The organism is Streptomyces sp. MCA2, assembly GCF_023544705.1.
GTDB classification, from domain to species: Bacteria; Actinomycetota; Actinomycetes; order Streptomycetales; family Streptomycetaceae; genus Streptomyces; species Streptomyces decoyicus.
This window is the reverse complement of record NZ_JAMJFM010000038.1, coordinates 61,621-80,995: the sequence shown is the minus strand read 5'-3', so window position 1 is coordinate 80,995 and position 19,375 is coordinate 61,621. Positions and strand designations below refer to the sequence as shown.

Annotated in this window: 22 protein-coding genes; 11 read left to right on the top strand and 11 right to left on the bottom strand. The window is 71.2% G+C overall.

Going from position 1 to position 19,375, the window contains the following annotated elements; all coding sequences use genetic code 11:
• Positions 1-15: 15 nt before the first annotated feature.
• The gene (locus tag M8I34_RS27710; protein ID WP_250053762.1) at positions 16-642 is read left to right on the top strand and encodes a TetR/AcrR family transcriptional regulator; all 627 of its coding nucleotides are present in this window, start codon (positions 16-18) and stop codon (positions 640-642) included.
• A gap of 119 nt (positions 643-761) precedes the next feature.
• On the opposite strand, the gene M8I34_RS27705 is transcribed toward M8I34_RS27710, so the two are convergent.
• Positions 762-2,072, bottom strand: a complete 1,311-nt coding sequence (locus M8I34_RS27705; protein ID WP_250053760.1) for an aldolase/citrate lyase family protein — start codon at positions 2,070-2,072, stop codon at positions 762-764.
• A gap of 197 nt (positions 2,073-2,269) precedes the next feature.
• Here M8I34_RS27705 and M8I34_RS27700 point away from each other — a divergent pair, with 197 nt between their 5' ends.
• Positions 2,270-2,788, top strand: a complete 519-nt coding sequence (locus M8I34_RS27700; RefSeq protein WP_250053759.1) for a DinB family protein — start codon at positions 2,270-2,272, stop codon at positions 2,786-2,788.
• A 106-nt stretch (positions 2,789-2,894) separates the two neighbouring features.
• Here the strand turns inward: M8I34_RS27700 and M8I34_RS27695 are convergent, their stop codons facing one another.
• The 4 genes from M8I34_RS27695 to M8I34_RS27680 form a co-directional block, all read right to left on the bottom strand.
• A complete protein-coding gene (locus tag M8I34_RS27695; protein ID WP_030080667.1) occupies positions 2,895-3,857 on the bottom strand; it encodes an electron transfer flavoprotein subunit alpha/FixB family protein in 963 nt (320 codons plus the stop codon).
• Between the two features lie 49 nt (positions 3,858-3,906).
• Complete coding sequence (locus M8I34_RS27690; protein ID WP_030080669.1) at positions 3,907-4,692, bottom strand: electron transfer flavoprotein subunit beta/FixA family protein; 786 nt, start codon at positions 4,690-4,692, stop codon at positions 3,907-3,909.
• Between the two features lie 212 nt (positions 4,693-4,904).
• On the bottom strand, positions 4,905-5,411 hold the full coding sequence (locus M8I34_RS27685) for a flavin reductase family protein (RefSeq protein ID WP_244419999.1): 507 nt from the start codon (positions 5,409-5,411) through the stop codon (positions 4,905-4,907).
• A 225-nt stretch (positions 5,412-5,636) separates the two neighbouring features.
• Positions 5,637-6,056: a thioredoxin family protein gene (locus M8I34_RS27680; protein ID WP_250053758.1), complete on the bottom strand. Its 420-nt coding sequence runs from the start codon at positions 6,054-6,056 to the stop codon at positions 5,637-5,639.
• Between the two features lie 75 nt (positions 6,057-6,131).
• Between M8I34_RS27680 and M8I34_RS27675 the strand changes: the two genes are divergently transcribed.
• Both M8I34_RS27675 and M8I34_RS27670 read left to right on the top strand, forming a co-directional pair.
• Positions 6,132-6,548 carry a DUF4395 domain-containing protein gene (locus M8I34_RS27675; protein WP_250053757.1) on the top strand — a complete coding sequence of 139 codons (417 nt, stop codon included), beginning with the start codon at positions 6,132-6,134 and terminating at the stop codon, positions 6,546-6,548.
• A gap of 157 nt (positions 6,549-6,705) precedes the next feature.
• Entirely contained in the window at positions 6,706-7,422 is a 717-nt protein-coding gene (locus M8I34_RS27670; RefSeq protein ID WP_244416073.1) for a 1-acyl-sn-glycerol-3-phosphate acyltransferase, read from the top strand.
• Positions 7,423-7,494: 72 nt separating this feature from the next.
• Here M8I34_RS27670 and M8I34_RS27665 read toward each other — a convergent pair whose 3' ends face one another.
• The 5 genes from M8I34_RS27665 to M8I34_RS27645 form a co-directional block, all read right to left on the bottom strand.
• Positions 7,495-8,220 (bottom strand): B3/4 domain-containing protein, encoded by a 726-nt coding sequence (locus M8I34_RS27665; RefSeq protein WP_250053756.1) that lies wholly within the window; start codon positions 8,218-8,220, stop codon positions 7,495-7,497.
• A gap of 12 nt (positions 8,221-8,232) precedes the next feature.
• Positions 8,233-8,850, bottom strand: coding sequence for a transglutaminase family protein (locus M8I34_RS27660; RefSeq protein ID WP_250053754.1), 618 nt, complete (start codon positions 8,848-8,850; stop codon positions 8,233-8,235).
• Between the two features lie 98 nt (positions 8,851-8,948).
• On the bottom strand, positions 8,949-10,019 hold the full coding sequence (locus M8I34_RS27655; RefSeq protein ID WP_374210998.1) for a low specificity L-threonine aldolase: 1,071 nt from the start codon (positions 10,017-10,019) through the stop codon (positions 8,949-8,951).
• Positions 10,016-10,840: an SDR family NAD(P)-dependent oxidoreductase gene (locus tag M8I34_RS27650; RefSeq protein ID WP_374210997.1), complete on the bottom strand. Its 825-nt coding sequence runs from the start codon at positions 10,838-10,840 to the stop codon at positions 10,016-10,018. The genes M8I34_RS27655 and M8I34_RS27650 overlap by 4 nt, the downstream gene beginning before the upstream one ends.
• Positions 10,837-12,234 carry a DUF6421 family protein gene (locus tag M8I34_RS27645; RefSeq protein ID WP_250053750.1) on the bottom strand — a complete coding sequence of 466 codons (1,398 nt, stop codon included), beginning with the start codon at positions 12,232-12,234 and terminating at the stop codon, positions 10,837-10,839. Before M8I34_RS27645 ends, M8I34_RS27650 begins: the two co-directional genes overlap by 4 nt.
• Before the next feature lie 518 nt (positions 12,235-12,752).
• On the opposite strand from M8I34_RS27645, the gene M8I34_RS27640 reads away from it, so the two are divergent.
• From M8I34_RS27640 to M8I34_RS27625, 4 genes are all read left to right on the top strand, one after another.
• Complete coding sequence (locus M8I34_RS27640) at positions 12,753-13,436, top strand: glycerophosphodiester phosphodiesterase family protein (RefSeq protein WP_030080687.1); 684 nt, start codon at positions 12,753-12,755, stop codon at positions 13,434-13,436.
• A gap of 182 nt (positions 13,437-13,618) precedes the next feature.
• Positions 13,619-14,500: an ABC transporter substrate-binding protein gene (locus tag M8I34_RS27635; RefSeq protein ID WP_250053748.1), complete on the top strand. Its 882-nt coding sequence runs from the start codon at positions 13,619-13,621 to the stop codon at positions 14,498-14,500.
• A gap of 14 nt (positions 14,501-14,514) precedes the next feature.
• The gene (locus M8I34_RS27630; protein WP_250053746.1) at positions 14,515-15,399 is read left to right on the top strand and encodes an amino acid ABC transporter permease; all 885 of its coding nucleotides are present in this window, start codon (positions 14,515-14,517) and stop codon (positions 15,397-15,399) included.
• The gene (locus M8I34_RS27625) at positions 15,396-16,232 is read left to right on the top strand and encodes an amino acid ABC transporter ATP-binding protein (protein ID WP_250053744.1); all 837 of its coding nucleotides are present in this window, start codon (positions 15,396-15,398) and stop codon (positions 16,230-16,232) included. The genes M8I34_RS27630 and M8I34_RS27625 overlap by 4 nt, the downstream gene beginning before the upstream one ends.
• A 71-nt stretch (positions 16,233-16,303) precedes the next feature.
• On the opposite strand, the gene M8I34_RS27620 is transcribed toward M8I34_RS27625, so the two are convergent.
• Positions 16,304-16,837: a GNAT family N-acetyltransferase gene (locus M8I34_RS27620; protein WP_250053742.1), complete on the bottom strand. Its 534-nt coding sequence runs from the start codon at positions 16,835-16,837 to the stop codon at positions 16,304-16,306.
• A 140-nt stretch (positions 16,838-16,977) separates the two neighbouring features.
• Between M8I34_RS27620 and M8I34_RS27615 the strand changes: the two genes are divergently transcribed.
• The 3 genes from M8I34_RS27615 to M8I34_RS27605 all read left to right on the top strand — a co-directional run bounded on the left by M8I34_RS27615 (position 16,978) and on the right by M8I34_RS27605 (position 19,324).
• A complete protein-coding gene (locus tag M8I34_RS27615) occupies positions 16,978-17,364 on the top strand; it encodes a VOC family protein (protein WP_030987456.1) in 387 nt (128 codons plus the stop codon).
• Between the two features lie 234 nt (positions 17,365-17,598).
• Positions 17,599-18,249: a DUF5134 domain-containing protein gene (locus tag M8I34_RS27610; protein WP_250053740.1), complete on the top strand. Its 651-nt coding sequence runs from the start codon at positions 17,599-17,601 to the stop codon at positions 18,247-18,249.
• A gap of 139 nt (positions 18,250-18,388) precedes the next feature.
• Positions 18,389-19,324 (top strand): M56 family metallopeptidase, encoded by a 936-nt coding sequence (locus M8I34_RS27605; RefSeq protein ID WP_250053737.1) that lies wholly within the window; start codon positions 18,389-18,391, stop codon positions 19,322-19,324.
• Positions 19,325-19,375 lie beyond the last annotated feature (51 nt).

Here is a 19,375-nt window from a genome sequence, read left to right as displayed (position 1 = left end):
TGATACAAAGGGGCCATGCCTAAGCAGGTGGACCGAGAAGCCCGACGCCGCGACGTCGTCGACGCCCTCTTCCGCGTCGCCGTACGAGACGGCCTCCAGCGCGCCTCCCTGCGCGCCGTCGCCGACGAGGCCCGGCTCAACATCGGTTCGGTCCGGCACTACTTCGCCGGCCAGGAAGAGCTGATGCGCTTTGCGATGCGGTCGATGCTCGACCGGGTCGGCGACCGACTCCAGCGCCGCGTCGACGAGTTGGGCGATCTGGACGGACTTCCCGCGGCGCAGATCCGCCGCTGCGCGGTCGAGCTGCTCTCCGAGCTGCTGCCCCTGGACGACAGCCGGCGTGCCGAGGTCACCGTCCTCGTCGACTTCTCCACCGCCGCCCGGACCCATCCCGCGATCGACGACCTCGCCCAGGAGACCGCCACCGGCACCCGGACCCTCGTCCGCCGCATCCTCACCCGCCTCGACACCGCGGGCGGGCTGCGGCCGGAGCTCACCCTCGACACTGAGACCGAGCGGCTGACCTCCCTCCTGGACGGTCTCGCCTTCACCGCCGTACTGCGGCCCGACGCCCTGGACGCACAGACCTGCGCCACGGTCCTGCGTGCCCATATCGACGATCTCGGTCCGGCCGCGGACTGAAGTACGAAGCCCCCGCCGGATCGGCGGGGGCCTCATGGGGCCTACCCGACCGGCAAGCGGTCACGGCGGCCAACTTCCTGTGCTGCGGGGCGCGTTGTACCGAACGGGCCGCTGCGCTGTCAGCCCGTGGCGACCGTGCGGCCCGCGAGTGCGTCCAGGTCGGCGCGGGTGAGCCCGGTCAGCCGGGCGACCTCGGCGGTGTCCACGGCGCCGCAGTCCAGCCCGCGCAGCAGATAGCCGCTGAGCGCCTTGGCGGTGGCGGGCTCGTCCATCACCGCGCCGCCGGCCTTGGCGACATACGCAACGAGCCGGGCCGCGGCCTGCTCCAGGCCCTCGCGGTAGAAGGCGTAGACCGCCGCATAACGGGTGGGCAGGTGGCCCGGGTGCATGTCCCAGCCCTGGTAGTAGGCGCGGGCCAGCGAACGGCGGACCAGGCCGTGGTGCAGCCGCCAGGCGTCGTGCACCCGCTCCGTCGGGCCGACCGGCAGGACGTTCGTCGAGCCGTCGGAGAGGCGTACGCCGGTGCCCGCGGCGGCGACCTGCATCACGGCCTTGGCGTGGTCGGCCACCGGGTGGTCGAGGGACTGGTGGGCGGCGCTGACGCCACAGGAGGCGCTGTAGTCGAAGGTGCCGTAGTGCAGGGAGGTGGCCCGGCCCTCGGCGGCCTCGATCATGCGGGCGACGGTGGCACGGCCGTCGGCGCCCAGGATCGACTGGGTCGTCTCGATCTGGATCTCGAAACCGATCCGGCCGCTCTCCAGTCCGCGCGCCTTCTCGAACGCCTCCAGCAGCCGGACCATGGCGGTGACCTGTTCCGCGTAGGTCACCTTGGGGAGCGTCAGCACCAGGCCGTCGGGCAGGCCGCCGGCTTCCATGAGGCCGGTGAGGAAGATGTCGAGGGTGCGGATTCCGCGGTCGCGGACGGCGGCTTCCATGCACTTCATCCGGATACCCATGTAGGGGGCGACGGTGCCTCCCCCGGCCTCCGGACGGGCGGTGCCCCCACGGCAGGCGGCGGCGACCAGGGCGGCGGCGCGGGCCGCTGCCTCGTCCTCCTCGGCGTCCGGGCGGGGGCCGTAGCCGTCCTCGAAGTCGATGCGCAGGTCCTCGACGGGCTCGCGGGTCAGCTTGGCGCGGACCCGGTCGTGGACATCGGCGGCGAGTGCGTCGGGGATGCCGAGGACGGCGGCGAGCGCGGCGGCGTCGGGGGCGTGCTCGTCGAGGGCGGCGAGCGCCTGGTCCCCCCAGGAGCGCACGGTGTCGGCGGCGAAGACATCGCCGGGGACGTAGACGGTGTGGACCGGCTGGCGGGTGCCGGGGTCGCCCGGGTAGCGCCGCGCCAGATCCGCGTCCACCTGGGCGAGAGCGGCTCCGATTCCCTCGCGTACGGTGTCCGCGAGGCTCGTCGCCACGCTCTCCTGCTGCCCCATTCGATACCCTCCCGGTGCGCACGCCCGCCGATCGAGCGTTTTCCGCTTCACGGAATCAACAATCCGTATAGCGAAGTTAACTGCGTCGGTTTGCCGAGGTCAACACCCTCCCCCGAGCCGGCGCAGGTCACGGGTCCTCGGCCGGACTTCGGGAAACTCCGTGGCGGGCCCCTCACGGCACCGCCAGACTCACCCTCATGACTTGGATCGCACCCCCTGTAGAACGCAGAGAACTCCCGACCGTGGCCGGCGAACGGGAGATGCTGCAAGGCTGGCTCGACTTCCACCGTGACACCCTGCTCGCCAAGTGCGCCGGGCTGGCGCCCGACCAGCTCGTCGAGGCGAGCGCCGCACCGTCCACCCTCACGCTGCTCGGCCTGGTGCGCCATATGGCATACGTCGAACGCGTCTGGTTCCGGGTGCGCTTCCTCGGCCAACGGATCGGCGATCTCTACGCCACCGAGGACAACCCGGACGCCGATTTCCAGGACGCCGACCCGGCCGGCGCCGAGCGGGATTTCGCGGCCTTCCGCGCCGAGATAGCGGCCTGCGACAAGGCCGTGGCGGACCGCGGGCTGGACGAGACCTTCTCCCCACGCCCGGGGCGCACCCTGAGCCTGCGCTGGATCTACGTCCACATGATCGAGGAGTACGCCCGGCACAACGGCCACGCGGACCTGCTGCGCGAGCGGATCGACGGGGTCACGGGCAGCTGACGGCGCGGCGACTGCGCACCGGCACCGCCACAGCACGAGGCCCCGTACGCACCGCGCGTACGGGGCCTCGTGCGAGGGCCGGAGCCGCGCCCCGGCAGGACGGCGGTCAGCCCTTGCGGGTCTTGACCTCGTCGGTGAGGGCCGGGACGACGTCGAAGAGGTCGCCGACCACGCCGTAGTCGACCAGGTCGAAGATGGGTGCCTCTTCGTCCTTGTTGATGGCGACGATCGTCTTCGAGGTCTGCATACCGGCGCGGTGCTGGATCGCACCGGAGATGCCCGCCGCGATGTACAGCTGCGGCGAGACCGACTTACCGGTCTGGCCGACCTGGTTGGTGTGCGGGTACCAGCCGGCGTCCACCGCGGCACGCGAGGCGCCGACGGCCGCGCCGAGCGAGTCGGCGAGCGCCTCGATGACCGGGAAGTTCTCGGCGCCGTTGACGCCACGGCCACCGGAGACCACGATCGCGGCCTCGGTCAGCTCCGGACGGCCGGTCGACTCGCGCGGGGTGCGCGAGACGATCTTGGTGCCCTTGGAGGAGTCGGCCACGGTCACCGCGAGCTGCTCGACGGCGCCGGCGGCCGGAGCGGCCTCCGGGGCGGCGGAGTTGGGCTTGACGGTGATGACCGGGGTGCCCTTGGTGATGCGGGACTTGGTGGTGTACGAGGCCGCGAAGACGGACTGCGTGGCCACCGGGCCCTCGTCGCCGGCCTCGACGTCGACGGCGTCGGTGATGATGCCGGAGCCGATGCGCAGCGCGAGGCGGGCACCGATCTCCTTGCCCTCCGCGGAGGACGGCAGCAGCACGGCGGCCGGGGAGACCGCGTCGTAGGCGGCCTGGAGCGCGTCGACCTTGGGAGCGACGAGGTACTCGGCGAACTCGGGCGCGTCGGCGGCCAGCACCTTGACGGCGCCGTACTCACCGAGGAGCTTCGCGGCGGCCTCGGCGTTCGCGCCGAGGTGCACGGCTACCGGCTCGCCGATGCGGCGGGCGAGGGTGAGCAGTTCGAGGGTGGGCTTGCGGACGGCACCGTCCACGTGGTCGACGTAGACAAGGACTTCAGCCATGGGATTGCTCTCCTGCGGGAAGAATGAGGGCGGTGGAAAGGACTGCGGCTCAGATGAACTTCTGGCCCGCGAGGAACTCGGCGAGCTGCTTGCCGCCCTCGCCCTCGTCCTTGACGATCGTGCCCGCGGTGCGGGCCGGACGCTCGGTGGCGTCGTCGACCTTGGTCCAGGCGCCCTCGAGGCCGACCTCGTCCGCCTCGATCTCCAGGTCCTCCAGGTCCAGGGACTCCACCGGCTTCTTCTTGGCGGCCATGATGCCCTTGAAGGAGGGGTAACGCGCCTCGCCCGACTGGTCGGTGACGGACACGACGGCCGGCAGCGCGGCCTCCAGCTGCTCGCTGGCGGTGTCGCCGTCCCGGCGGCCGGTGACCTTGCCGTCGGCGACGGACACCTCGGAGAGCTGGGTGACCTGAGGGACGCTCAGACGCTCGGCGAGCAGCGCGGGCAGCACGCCCATCGTGCCGTCGGTGGAGGCCATACCGCACACGACGAGGTCGTAGCCGGTCTTCTCGATGGCCTTGGCGAGCACGAGCGAGGTACCGAGCGCGTCGGTGCCGTGCAGGTCGTCGTCCTCGACGTGGACGGCCTTGTCGGCGCCCATCGACAGCGCCTTGCGCAGCGCGTCGTTGGCGTCCTCGGGGCCGACGGTGAGAATCGTGATCTCCGCGTCGTCGGCGGCTTCCTTGATCTGCAAGGCCTGCTCGACGGCGTACTCGTCGAGCTCCGAGAGCAGACCGTCCACGTCGTCACGGTCGACGGTCAGGTCCTCGGCGAAGTGCCGGTCGCCGGTGGCGTCGGGCACGTACTTCACACAGACAACGATCCTCAGGCTCACGCCGGCTCTCCTACCTGCTTCGACTCTTCAGAACTGCCTTGTGCTGGCAGCATAGGCGCCTGTCGGGGCGGCTCCCGGTCGGATGCGGTTCCCCACGCCGACCGCCATATTACTCGCCAGTACATCTACTCTCGTGCCCCGAAGCAAGGCCGCTGAAATGTGACCTTGACAACGGCCCTGACAGGGGATCGGCGAAGCCGGGCGGGAACCCGTCAGTCCCGCAACGCGTTGAAGCCGCCCTGGTGATAGAGCAGCGGCCGGCCGGGCCGCGCGGGGTCGCCGACGACGGGCTCGGCGAGCACGATGCGGTGGTCACCGGCCGGCACCCGGGCCACGACCTTGCACACCAGCCAGGCCAGCACGCCGTCCAGGAGCGGCACGCCCTCGGGGCCGGTGCGCCAGGAGGTGGCGGGGCCGAAGCGGTCGGCGCCGCTGCGCGCGAAGGTGGCGGCCAGTTCCTGCTGGTGCTCGCCGAGTATGTGGACGCCGATGTGCTCCGCCTCCGAGACGGCAGGCCAGCTGGACGCGCCGGTGCCGATGCCGAACGAGAGCAGCGGCGGGTCGGCGGCGACGGAGGTGAGGGAGGTGGCGGTGAAGCCGACGGGGCGGGAGCCCTGCGCGGTGATCACCGCGACGCCGGCGGCATGCTGCCGGAAGACCGAGCGCAGCAGCTCGGGGGAGGCGGTGAGGGGCGTGCCGAGGCCGGGCGAGGCCGTCATGGAGTTGTCCTTCTGCTGTGGTGTACGAGCCCGGGCGGAGCCGCCGGTGACCGTTTGGCGGTCGGCGGCAAAGGTGTCGTCGCTGCTCACGCGCCCGGACAGCGGGCGCTGGCAGTCCGCAGAAGGTCGACGTGGGCGCGTCCGTAGAGAAGGATTCCTGGCCGCATCACGTCAGAGTGACGATTCGTGACCCACAGCGTCAAGGGGCGTCTGACATCTGGGAGATCAATCACGGACGGCCGCGCCCAGCGCAGCGATGACATCGGCCTTCCTGGGCTGCCCGGAGGCACGGCGCACGATCGCGCCGTCCGCGTCGAGCACCAGCACCGTGGGGGTGCGCAGCACATGGAGCTGCCGTACGAGCTCCAGATGGTCCTCCGCGTCGATCTCGACATGCGCCACGCCTTCGACCATGCCGGCAACCTCGGTGAGGGTGCGCCGGGTGGCCCGGCAGGGCTGGCAGAAGGCGCTGGAGAACTGGAGCAGGGTGGCCCGCTCCCCCAGATCGGCACCGATCTCGGCGGCACCCAGCCGCGCCCCGTCGTCCCGCTTGTGCACCGTCGGCCTTCCCTTTCGGCGTTGGTGCCACACGCCGAAGGCGCTCGTCGCCACGAGCACCGCGAGGCACACCATGAGTCCAGTCATCGAGGGATGCAGCGTTCACGGGACCGCAAAGATTCCCGTGGCCCGGTGCGGCCCGGTCTGCGGGAGGGTGGGGGCATGCCTGTCGACAGTATTGATGTACGGGGCCCGAGGTTCGCGGCGGCGCTGACGGCCGTCGTCCTGGCGGCCGTGCTGATCACCGGGAGCGGTCCCCTGCTGGCCTGCCAGACGCTGGTCTTCGCCGTCGGGGCGCTGGCGGGTGTCCGGCGCTCGCCCTACGCCTGGCTGTTCAAGGTGGCGGTGCGCCCGCGGCTGTCCCCGCCGGCCGAGTTCGAGGACGCCCGCCCGCCGCGCTTCGCCCAGGGCGTCGGGCTGTTCTTCGCGGTGGTGGGGCTGGCCGGCTACTTCGTGGGGCCGCAGTGGCTGGGGCTCGCGGCCACCGGCTGCGCCCTCGCCGCGGCCTTTCTCAATGCCGTGTTCGGGTACTGCCTGGGGTGCGAGATGTACCTTCTGGTGCGGAGAGCGGCCGGCTGAGACGGTCTCACGTGACAAGAATCTCGCGGCCCCGGCGGCCCACGTGCTGGCCGCCACGGCCGACATCGGGCACGATCTCCCGAAAGCCGCAGTTACGACTGCGTAGGTTTCCGCCGGGAGAACCCTCCCCAGGCGTGGAAAAGGGGTCCTCCGGACAATGGCAGAGCTCGTCTATCCGCCGGTGATCGGCGCCGCCCGCACGCTCTTCAAGGCGCTCGATCTGAAATTCGACATCGACGGGACGGATCACATTCCGCGCCGCGGCGGAGCGGTTCTGGTGAGCAATCACATCGGGTACCTGGACTTCGTCTTCGCCGGGCTGACGGCGCGGCCGGCCAAGCGGCTGGTGCGCTTCATGGCGAAGGAATCGGTCTTCCGGCACAAGGTGTCGGGGCCGCTGATGCGCGCGATGAAGCACATCCCCGTGGACCGCGGCCAGGGGATGCACGCCTACAAGCACGCGCTGACCGCACTGCGTTCGGGTGAAATCATCGGGGTCTTCCCCGAGGCGACGATCTCCGAGTCCTTCACCCTGAAGACCTTCAAGTCGGGTGCGGCGCGGCTGGCCCAGGAGGCCGGGGTGCCGCTGCTGCCGGTGGCGCTGTGGGGCACCCAGCGGCTGTGGACCAAGGGCCACAAGCGCGATCTGGGCCGTAACCACTTCCCGATAACGATCCGGGTGGGCGAGCCGCTGGAGGCCGACCCGGCCGAGCAGGCCGAGAAGATCACCGACCGGCTGCGGTCCCGGGTGCAGGATCTGCTGGAGGCGGCCCAGCGTGCCTACCCCGTACGCCCCAAGGGCCCCGAGGACACCTGGTGGATCCCGGCCCACCTCGGCGGCACCGCGCCCGCCGCGCCCGGGACCGTCGGCTGACGGGACCGGAGGCCGGAGCGCGCCGCCGCCCCGGCAGCGGCGCGCCCGCGACGGCCGATCCGGCGGCCCTGCTCACGGGGTCCGGATGTCGCCGATCTCGATCCTGGCGTCCGGGCAGGCCGTGTGCAGCGCCTCGGCCAGCTCGGCGCCCGCGGCCGTCAGCTCGTCGAGCGTCATGGGTGCCATCCGCTCCAGCAGGAACAGGGCGCTGACCGAGTCCTCGGTGAGGCGGGTGCGTACGCCCTGGCGCCAGTTCCAGCGGCGGCAGGTGACGCCCTCGTCGTCACACCAGACCACTTCGCCCGCGTCGGGGTGCTCGATGACCTCGGCGCCGCCGGCCGCGGTCACGAACGGCTCGTCGCCGGTGGCCCGTACGAGCCGCATACCGCCCTGGATACGGTCCAGGTCCTCGCCGCCCACGGGAATGAGGTGGGCGACGCTGATGGCGTTGTAGAGGTCGACGAGGCGGTTGATGCGCGGCAGACCGCCGTCCGCGAGCGCACGCCTGGCCAGCGCCTCGGCGGAGTTGCGGGTGCGCGACGGCTTGCTGCCGAATGCCGTGTACGCGGCGCGCCAGGCGGCGAGGTGCGGGTCGTCCTGCGGGGCACGTCCGTCGAGACGCCCGGCGAGGCGGCGGGTGGCCTCGTCCAGGAGCGCCGCACCGGCCTCGTCGCTGGGGCCGTTGGTCAGACCGTGGGCTTCGACGGTGAGGTAGCCGAAGCCGGGCGCCAGGGCGCGCACCTCGTCGGAGACATACAGCTGACGGGTCGGACCGGAGACGGGCGAAGAGCTGGGCATCGGGGGCGTTCCTCAGAGGTCGGTGGGGAGCGTCTGCCAGAGGTGAGACCGGTCGACGGCCTCCCGCAGGCATTGGAGCACGGCCGGATGCGGTTCAGCAAACAGCACCGGGAAGTCCAGTTCGTTGCACTCAGGTCGCACGGGAAAGGCGAGCTGCTCACGGTCGAGGCGGAACTGCGCGTCGACGCCGGGCTTGTTGCCCCGCGGATCCTGCCGCGCCCAGCGCTCCTCACCGGGCAGCTTGACGGCCACCAGGCCGTGGAGGACCCCGAGCTTCTGGTAGCAGAGACCGGCGGGAATGCCCTCCGCGCGCAGCAGGGCCACGAGCGCATGCGCCTTGGCGTAGCAGATGCCGGTGCGCTGCGCGAGGACGTCCGAGGCGCGCCAGGTGACCCTCCCCCACCCTTCGGCCGGGGGGACCCCCATCTCGCTGCGCTCGTCGTCGGCGTCCTGGCTGTGCGGGATGGTGTCGCGGACGAATTCGAAGGCGGCCTTGGCGTATGCATATGCATCGGGGGCGTCGACGGAGAGTGTGGCGGCGGCGGCTCGGACGCGCGGATGCTCGTGATCGATGGCCTCGTCGGCGGCCAAGTAGGCAGAGATCTCCGGGGTGTTCTGGATCAGCTCCATGGCCGGGGAGCGTAGCGATGCGCCCGGCCGAGAGTCAATGACTTTTCGACCGAGCGCATAGCTATGCAGATGGACTCGCTGTGCCGGGGAGAAGCCCCCTAGCGGCTGATCTCCTCGCGGAGTGCGGCGAGGAAGCCGTCGACGTCCTCCTCGGCGGTGTCGAACGCACACATCCAGCGCACCACACCGGCCGGCTCGTCCCAGAAGTAGAAGCGGTAGCGCTTCTGGAGCCGCTCACCGACGTCGTGCGGAAGACGGGCGAACACGCCGTTGGCCTGCACGGGGTAGAGGATCTCCACCCCGTCGATCTCCCGCACCCCGGCCGCCAGCCGTTGCGCCATGGTGTTGGCGTGCCGGGCGTTGCGCAGCCACAGGTCCTTGGCGAGCAGCGCCTCCAACTGGACGGAGACGAAGCGCATCTTGGAGGCCAGCTGCATGGACATCTTGCGCAGATGCTTCATCGCGCGCACCCGGTCGGGGTTGAGCACGACCACGGCCTCGCCGAAGACCGCACCGTTCTTCGTGCCGCCGTAGGAGAGGATGTCGACGCCCACGGCGTTGGTGAAGGCCCGCATCGGGACATCGAGCGTCGCCGCGGCGTTGGCTATCCGCGAGCCGTCGAGATGCACCACCATGTTGCGCTCATGAGCGTGTTCGCAGATCGCCCGGATCTCGTCGGGCGTGTAGACCGTGCCGAGTTCCGTGCTCTGGGTGATCGAGACGACCTGTGGCATGGCACGGTGCTCGTCGTCCCAGCCGTACGCCTGGTGGTCGATCAGCTCAGGGGTGAGCTTGCCGTCCTCGGTGGGCACGGTCAGCAGCTTGAGCCCGCCGACCCGCTCGGGCGCACCGCACTCGTCGACATGGATGTGCGCGGACTCGGCGGCGATCACCGCGCCCCAGCGGTCCGTCACGGCCTGGAGGGCGACGACATTGGCGCCGGTGCCGTTGAACACCGGGAACGCCTCGGCGCGCTGCCCGAAGTGGCTGCGGAAGACGCGCTGGAGGTGCTCGGTGTAGTCGTCCTCGCCGTAGGCGACCTGATGGCCGCCGTTGGCGAGGGCGATCGCGGCGAGTACCTCCGGATGGGCGCCCGCGTAGTTGTCGCTGGCGAAGCCGCGTATCTCGGGGTCGTGGTGCTGCCGGGCGTCGGTCTTCGCTCCGGTCACGGCTCGGGGGTCAGCCACAGACGCTGTCCATTCACTTCCTGGGCGGGCCGGCTCCAGACCCCGGCGATGGCCTCGGCCAGCTCCGTGACATCCGTGAAGCCCGCGAACTTGGCGTTCGGTCGCTCGGCGCGCATCTGGTCGTTGACGAGCGCCTTCACGATCAGGATGGCAGCCGCGGCGCGCGGACCCTGCTCACCCCCCGACTTGCGGAAGCCGTCCGCCATGGCGAGCGTCCAGGCCTCGGCGGCGGCCTTGGAGGCGGCGTAGGCCGCGTTGCCCCCGGTGGGCTTGCCGGCGCCGGCCGCGCTGGTGAGCAGGAAGCGGCCGTTGCCACTGCGTTCGAGCGCTTCGTGGAAGGCGAGCGAGGTGTGCTGGACGGTGCGGACCAGCAGCTTGTGCAGCATGTCCCAGTCCGCCAGGTCGGTCTCCGCGAAGGTCGAGGAGCCGCGCCAGCCGCCGACGAGGTGCACCAGGCCGTCGATCCGGCCGAATTCCTTCTCCGTACGAGCAGCCCATTCACGGGTCTGGTCGAGGTCGAGGAGGTCGACGGTGTCCCCTATCACCGTGGCGCCGCCATGTGCATAGCGCGCCGCGTCCACGGCCTCCGCCAGCCGCTCGGGGTTGGAGTCCGAGCCGACCACCACCGCGCCCGCTTCGGCCAGTCGCAGCAGGGTCGCGCGGCCTGCCGGTCCGGCCGCTCCCGCCACCGCGATGACCGCGCCCTCCAGCGGCCCCTGGCCGCCCGTCGAAGTAACCATCTTCGTCGCCTCCTCGTCCTGCTCCTGGACGGCCGTCGGCCGGGTGTTCCGGTCGGTCCTCATGCCGCCGCCAATGCGTCGCTGTGGGCCGTGATGCCCTGGGTAGAGGCGATCACAGCACGCAGCTTCTTGGCGAGCGCCTCGTAGAACATGCTCAGCGGGAACTCGTCGGGGAGCACGTCGTCCACGAGTTTGCGCGGCGGCTGGTCGAGGTCGAGAGCATCGGGGCCCTTGGCCCAGACCGAGCCCGGGTGCGGTGCGAGGTAGGTCGATACGAGGTCGTACGCGGCGAACCAGTGGACCAGCTTGGGCCGGTCGATGCCGTCGCGGTAGAGCTTTTCGATCTCGCCGCACAGCTGGTTGGTGACCTTGGGCGCCCGCTCCCAGTCGATGTGCAGTGTGTTGTCCGTCCAGCGTACGACGTCGTGCTTGTGCAGGTACGCGAAGAGCAGCTGCCCGCCGAGGCCGTCGTAGTTGCGGACCCGGCCGCCGGTGACGGGGAACCGGAACATCCGGTCGAAGATCACTGCGAACTGCACGTCGCGGGCCTGGGAGTACCCCTCGGCCTCCAGCTTCACGGCCTCCTTGAAGGCGGTGAGGTCGCAGCGCAGCTCCTCCAGGCCGTACATCCAGAACGGCTGGCGCTGCTTGATCATGAACGGGTCGAACGGCAGGTCACCGTGGCTGTGGGTGCGGTCGTGCACCATGTCCCACAGCACGAACGCCTCCTGGCAGCGCTCCTGGTCGTCGAGCATCTCGCGGATGTCCTCGGGGAGTTCGACACCGAGGGTCTCGATGGCGGCCTCGCTGACCCGGCGGAAGCGGGCGGCCTCGCGGTCGCAGAAGATGCCGCCCCAGCTGAACCGCTCGGGGGCCTCGCGCACGGCGATGGTCTCCGGGAAGAGCACGGCGGAGTGGGTGTCGTAGCCGGCCGTGAAGTCCTCGAAGGCGATGCCGCAGAAGAGGGCGTTGTCGTAGCGGGTGCGCTCCAGCTCGGCGAGCCAGTCCGGCCAGACCATCCGCAGGACGACGGCCTCGAAGTTGCGGTCCGGGTTGCCGTTCTGGGTGTACATGGGGAACAGCACGAGGTGCTGGAGGCCGTCGGCACGCTGCTGGGCGGGCTGGAAGGCGAGCAGCGAGTCCAGGAAGTCCGGCACGCCGAAGCCGCTGTCGGCCCAGCGGCGCAGGTCGGCGACGAGCGTCTGGTGGTAGGCGGCGTTGTGCGGCAGCAGCGGGGCGAGCTCCTCGACGGCCGAGGTCATCCGGTCGACCTCCGCACGGACGGCGTCGGCGGTGGGCGCGCCCGCCGCCTCCAGGTCTATGGAGCCGTCCTTGGACTGCCAGGGGCGGAGGGTCTCGACCGCGCCCTTGAGTACGGACCACGCCGGGTGCTGGACCACACTCTCTGCGGTCGCGGTGGCCCCCCGGACACCCACAGGCGAAAGAATTTCCGTCATGACTGCCCTCCGGCGGTAGATCGTGTTGTCAGAACACGGTAACCAGCCGAGGATCGCCCGCTCAAGTGCGCCAGGTGAAAATTATTCTGTCGGCACCCCACGCTTACGCCGGTTTTTCCTGCGGGCAACGGCCTGGGCGAGACTTCCTGCCAGTATTGCCAAGGGTTTCGGCGGTTCCTCCGGCACCGCGCAGGCAAGAAAACCTCCTGAGCGTGTGGCATATGCCATAGGGCCGGTGAGGGGCCGACGCCCCGACCGGCCCCGGTCCGGCAGCGCCCCGGCGTCGGCACCGGTACACCGTCAGCGCCGCGAGGACTCGCCCACGCGAGGGTGAGGCGGTCTGAAGCCGGATATGGCGGGTACCCGTACTGGACACACCGCGGTCCCGTCCGGCAGCCCGTTTTCCGCCGGTCGGTCCCGTTAGGCTGTGCGCCATTTCGTAGCGCCGTTGCCGCCAGCCGACGGTCGACACCGATACGAGCCGACACCAGCACCGAGCCGACAGAAGCGAGGCAGCCTTGTCCTTTCTCACCATCGGACACCGCGGGATCATGGGCGTGGAGCCGGAGAACACCCTGCGGTCCTTCGTGCGCGCCGAGCACGAGGGCCTCGATGTCATCGAACTGGATCTGCATCTGAGCAAGGACGGCGCGCTCGTGGTGATGCACGACGCGGACGTGGACCGGACCACCGACGGTGCCGGGCCGATCGTGGAGCGCACCCTCGCCGAGCTCCGCGAACTCGATGCCGGCCAGGGCGAGCGGATCCCCGTCTTCGAGGAGGTCGTGGACGCGGTCAAGGCACCGCTCCAGGCCGAGATCAAGGACGTGGCGGCCGCGCAGGCGCTGGCGGAGGTGATGCGGTCGCGCGATCTGGTCGGCCGGGTCGATGTGATCTCCTTCCACGACGAGGCGCTGGCCGCGATCCGGACCCTGCTGCCCGGCGTGCGCACCGCGCTGGTCGGCAGCCGCTACGGCGCCGATGTCGTCGACCGGGCACAGGCCGTCGGCGCGACGATGCTCTCGCTGAACATCCGCCGGCTCACCCTGGAACTGGTCGAGCGCGCGCATGCCGCGCATCTGAAGGTCGTGGGCTGGACGGTCAACACCCACGATCAGCTCCGCCTCGCCCGCGGGCTCGGCCTGGACGGTGTGGTGACCGACCAGCCGGAGATCCGGCGGGCGGTCCGCTTCACGGCGTGAAGCGGCGCTTTCACGGCGTGCGGCGGCGCCCGACGGGATGAGCGGGTGGGGCGTGCCGAGCCCCCGGCCCCACCCCGCAACCAGGAAACGTGCAGTTCACAGCGGCGCAATCCGCTTCCACCATCCGGACGTTTTCCCCGTTGATCTCGACAGATGGCCTCGCGCACTGCCAATCTCCCGCCATGCGCCTCGCCAACCGCCCTCTCCGCCTTGCCGCTTGCGCCACCGTCGCGCTGCTCACCGCGGCCGTCGGCTGTGCCCCGCAGGACGAGTCCCCCGGTGGCCCACGGGCCGCCGGGCCGGGCAAACAGAGCTGTGACCGCGGCAAGCTGGCCACCGTGGCCGACGGCAAGCTCACGGTCGGCACCGACAAGCCCGCCTACGCACCCTGGTTCCAAGACGACGACCCGGCCAGTGGCAAGGGCTTCGAATCGGCCGTCGCCTACGCGGTCGCCCGCCAACTCGGCTACGCCAAGGGCGCGGTGCGCTGGCAGACCGTGCCGTTCAACAACGCCTTCGCACCCGGCGAGAAGAAGTTCGACTTCGACATCAACCAGATCTCGATCAGCCCGGAACGCAAACGGGCCGTCGCCTTCTCCTCCGGCTACTACGACGTACGCCAGGCGGTCATCGCGCTCAAGGGCTCCCGGGCCGCGCATGCCAAGAGCCTCGCCGCCCTCCGGCATCTCAAGCTCGGCGCGCAGGTCGGCAGCACCAGCCTGGACGTCGTCAACGACACCGTCCGGCCGTCGCAGTCTCCCGCCGTCTTCCAGAAGAACGACCTCGCCAAGTCCGCGCTGAAGAACGGCCAGGTCGACGCGATCCTCACCGATCTGCCGACGGCCTTCTACATCACCTCGGCGGAGGTGAAGGACGCCGAGGTGGTCGGGCAGTTCGCGGCCACCGGCGCCGCCGAGGAGCAGTTCGGTCTGGTGCTGGACAAGGAGAGCCGGATCACCGGGTGTGTGACGGCCGCGGTGGACGCGCTGCGCAAGAACGGCACCCTCGCCGCGCTGGAGAAGAAGTGGCTGACCGACGCCGTGGCCGTTCCGGTGCTCAAGTGACGTACGGAGAAGGTGTGTTGAAGGCCCCGGTGGCACAGGACGGGGCCGACGGCGGCTATGTGCCCTCGCCCCGGCGGATCGAGCGGGAGCGCTTCAAGCGGGCCAGGGCCCGGCGCGCCACCGCCGTCGCCGCGCTGAGCACCCTGGTCACCGCCGTCGTCCTCTACCTCGTCATCACCGGCTCCCCCGGCTGGCCGCGTACCCAGGAGACGTTCTTCAGCGCCGAATACGCCCGTAAGGCGATGCCGAAGGTGCTGGAGGGGCTGCTGCTGAATCTGCGGCTGCTGGTGGTGTGCGGGGCGGCGGTGCTGGTGCTGGGGCTGCTGCTGGCGGTGGCCCGGACCCTGCGCGGCCCGGTGTTCTTCCCGCTGCGCGCCCTGGCCACCGCGTACACCGACTTCTTCCGCGGACTGCCGCTGATCATCTGTCTGCTGATGGTGGTCTTCGGGGTGCCCGCGCTGCGACTCCAGGGCGTGACCACCGATCCCGTGCTGCTCGGCGGCTCCGCGCTGGTGCTGACGTACTCGGCCTATGTCGCCGAGGTCTTCCGGGCGGGCATCGAATCGGTGCACCCCTCACAGCGGGCCGCGGCCCGGTCGCTGGGGCTCTCCGGCGGACAGACGCTGCGCTTCGTGGTGCTGCCGCAGGCGGTACGGCGGGTGGTGCCGCCGCTGCTGAACGATCTGGTCTCGCTCCAGAAGGACACCGGGCTGGTGTCCATCGCGGGCGCGGTGGACGCGGTCTACGCGGCGCAGATCATCGCCGGCAAGGACTTCAACTTCACGCCGTATGTCGTGGCCGGGCTCGTCTTCGTGGCGCTGACCATCCCCATGACGCGGTGCACGGACTGGGTCACGGCCCGCATGGACCGCAGGCGCGCCCAGGGAGGACTCGTATGAGCACGACGGACGACACCGCGCGGCCGGCCGACGAGACCGTCGGGAAGGCGGCACCGGGCGCCATCGGGAAAGCGGCGCCCGGCGACGGCCCGGTGCTGCGGCTGGAGTCCGTGCGCAAGACGTACGGACGCGGCACGGTCGTCCTGCGGGAGGTGGATCTGGCGGTCCCGCCGCACACCGTGACCACGCTGATCGGCGCCTCCGGGTCGGGCAAGTCCACGCTGCTGCGCTGCGCGAACCTGCTGGAGGAGATCGACGACGGCGCGATCTTCCTGGACGGCGCGGAGATCACCGATCCGCGGGCCGACGTGGATGCGGTGCGCCGCCGGATCGGGGTGGTCTTCCAGGCCTACAACCTCTTCCCGCACATGACCGTGCTGGACAACATCACGCTGGCGCCCCGCCGGGTGCACGGGGTGCCGCGTGCCGAGGCCGAGGCGCGGGCCCACGAGCTGCTGGAGCGGCTCGGGCTCGGCGGGCGGGCCGGGGAGTACCCCGACCGGCTCAGCGGCGGCCAGCAGCAGCGGGTCGCGATCGTCCGCGCGCTGGCCGGGCGGCCCCGGCTGCTGCTGCTCGACGAGATCACCGCGGCGCTCGACCCGGAGCTGGTCGGCGAGGTGCTCGGCGTGGTCCGCGATCTCAAGGAGGACGGCATGACCATGGTCATCGCCACCCATGAGATGGGCTTCGCGCGGGAGGTCGCCGACCAGGTGTGTTTCCTGGACGGCGGGGTGGTGCTGGAGCGCGGCACCCCCGAGCAGGTCTTCGGCGATCCGCAGCACGACCGCACACGGCAGTTCCTCCAGCGGATCATCCAGGCGGGAAGGCTGTGAGCGAGGGCCGGGCCCGTCCATGGGCCCGGCCGCCGAACTCCCGTCCGCCGGTCCAAGGGGTACCCCTCCCCTTAGCCGAGCGGCTTCACCAGCAGCTCGAATTCCAGGTCGGCGCGCTGCGGAATGCCGAACCGCTCATCGCCGTACGGGAACGGGGTGAGCTGCCCGGTACGCCGGTAGCCACGGCGCTCGTACCAGGCGATCAGCTCCGAGCGCTGCCGGATGACGGTCATCCGCATCTCGCGGGCGCCCCAGGTCTCCTGGGCGGTCCGCTCGGCCTCCGCGAGGATCACCTTGCCCAGGCCGCCGCCCTGGAGCTCCGGACGCACCGCGAACATGCCGAAGTACACATGGTCCCCACGGTGTTCGAGCTGGCAGCAGGCGATCAGCGTGCCCTCCCGCTCGGCGACCAGCAGCCGGCCGCTCTCGCCCCGCACCACGGCGGCGACGCCCTCGGGGTCGGTGCGCTGTCCCTCCAGCAGGTCCGCCTCCGTCGTCCAGCCGGCCCGGCTCGCGTCCCCGCGGTAGGCCGACTCGATGAGTTCGACGAGCCCGGGGACGTCGGCGTCGTGGGCGGTACGGAAGGTCAGCTCGCTGGTGGGCATGGTGCGTGGGGTCCTCTCGGTGCCGGACGAAGGGCTGAAAGGAGGCTAACAAGCGGTATGTGTGTCGTGTCAGGGCCTTTCGGCACGGCATTCCGGCCCGGCCTTCCGGCGGTGCGGAGCCGGCCGCGTAGGGTCCTGCCATGGTGCACGTACTGAGCAGCAGGGTGCTGTTGCGGCCGTCCGACCCCGAGCGGTCGCGGGCGTTCTACGGCGAGGCGCTGGGTCTGGAGATCTACCGGGAATTCGGTACGGGACCCGAGCGCGGCACGGTCTACTTCCTCGGCGGCGGCTTCCTGGAAGTCTCCGGCCGGGCCACCGCGGCGGCCACGGAGACCCTCCAGCTGTGGCTCCAGGTGGCGGACGCGGCAGCGGCACACCAGGAGCTGCTGGCACACGGGGTGGAGGTGCTGCGGCCGCCCGTACAGGAGCCGTGGGGGCTCATCGAGATGTGGATCGCCGACCCGGACGGCCATCGGATCGTGCTGACGCAGGTCCCGGCGGACCATCCCCTGCGCTACCGGCCCTGAGGGCCCTTCGCCCGTACAGCCGCCGCTCCTCGGCCGGCCTACGGGGTCGCCGGTCCGGCGCCTCCGGCGTCCCCGTCGGCCACCGGGCCTCGGCACTCGCCCCCACCGCGTCCGCCGTTCCGGCGGCACCGTCCGCGCTCCCCCTCCGTGCGTCCGTGCGCTCCCGTGTGACGGGCGGCGGCCGGGCATTCTGCCCCCGATCGGTACGGCAGGCGGTGCTCGGGGAGGTACGGCGTGCACGAACCACCGTTGGTCGGCTGGCTGCTGGTGCTGCTGTGTGCCACGGCCGGTGTGTACTGCCTCGTCCGGGCGCGTACCGGCCCGGCCGGGGACCGGGAGGATGCCCGCGGTGAGGGGCTGATGGCGCTGGGCATGGCGGCGATGGCGCTGCCCGCGTCCGCCGTGACACCGCCGGAGTGGTCGCCCTGGCTGTTCACCGCGCTCTTCGGGGCGGCGGGCGTCTGGGCACTGGTACGGCGGCATCTGCATCACGCGGTGGGCACGTTCGCCATGGCGTACATGGCGCTCGCGATGGCCGTGCCCTCGGCGCACATGAACCCGACGGGTTCGGTGGGCGCGGCGGGGCCGACGGGCTCGACGGGTCCGATGAGTCCCACGAGTTCGGTGAGTTCGGTGAGTGGGATGGGTCCGATGGAGCACGCCGGGCCGGGGGGAGTGCCGTTGCTGACGGGCCTGTTGCTCGCCTACTTCACGGTGTATGTGATCGCCGCCGGGGTCCGGCTGGTGCCGGGCGTGCGGGCGGCGGAGTCCGTGCCGGAGGGGGCAGGGGCGGAGCAGCCGGGGGACGCCGGGCCGTCCGGGGTGCTGCGGGCCTGCCGGGTGGCGATGGGCATCGGCATGCTGGCGATGCTGCTGACGGTGTGAGCTGCGGCGATGCCGTGGTGTACGGGTTCGCACCCTCGGCACGCGGGGACGGCGGTTCACCACTGTGACGTGGGTGGCATACGTCACATCCGATGCCGGGCCGTACCACCGAGTAGCGGTGCGCTCATAGGCTGACGGCATGATGGTCCCTCTCGCGCTGATGATTCTCGGCGTGCTGGCCGCGGCAATGGCGCCACGGCTGATGGCCCGTTCCGACTGGCCCGACCGTGAACCGGTGCTCGCCCTGTGGGTGTGGCAGTGCGTGGTGGCCGGTGTTCTGCTGTGCTGTGTGCTCGCGATGTCGCTGAGCGCGGCCGCCACCTGGGAGGCCGTCCGCAACCCGGTGTTCGGCTTCGCCCCCCGGGTGGTCGTCGAGGCGTATGCGCTCCAGGGGTACGGGCCGTGGGCCGGGGTGCTGGCCCTGCTGCTGGCCGGCGGCGGCGCCTGGACGGCCCTCACGCTGACCCGCGAGGTACGGGCGGTGCGCGCCCGCCGTCGGCAGCGCCGCACCGAACTTCTGCGCCGCGCACCACTGCTGCCCGGCGAGGAGCCCCTCGGGGAGCGCCTGGTCGTCCTGGAGGGCGACCGTCCGGAGGCCTGGTGGCTCCAGCACTCCTCGCCCCAACTGGTCATCACCACCTCGGCGTTGCGGCGACTGAAGGGGCGTCAGCTCGATGCACTGATCGCCCACGAGCAGGGCCATGCGCGGGCCCGGCACGATCTGCTGCTGTACAGCGCCTCGGCGCTGGCCGTCGGCTTTCCGCAGGTCCCGGTCTTCGCGGCGTTCCGCGATCAGGTGCACCGGCTGGTCGAGCTGGCCGCCGACGATGTGGCCTCGCGCCGCTTCGGCCGGCTGACGATCGCCCTGGCGCTGGTCGAACTCAACGAGGACCGCGGGGTGTTCGGCCCCTGCCCGGCCCAACTCGCCCAGGTGCCGCAGCGGGTGGACCGGCTGCTGGCCCCCGCCCCTCGCTTCACCCCCGGCCGCCGGCTGCGGATGACGGCGATGGCGGCGCTGGTGCCGGCCGTTCCGTTGCTGGTCACCTTCATTCCTGGGCTGAGCGCACTGAGGTAGGGCGCGGTCTGAGGTAGGGCGCGGCGCCCTCGCCCGGGGCACCCGGTATCG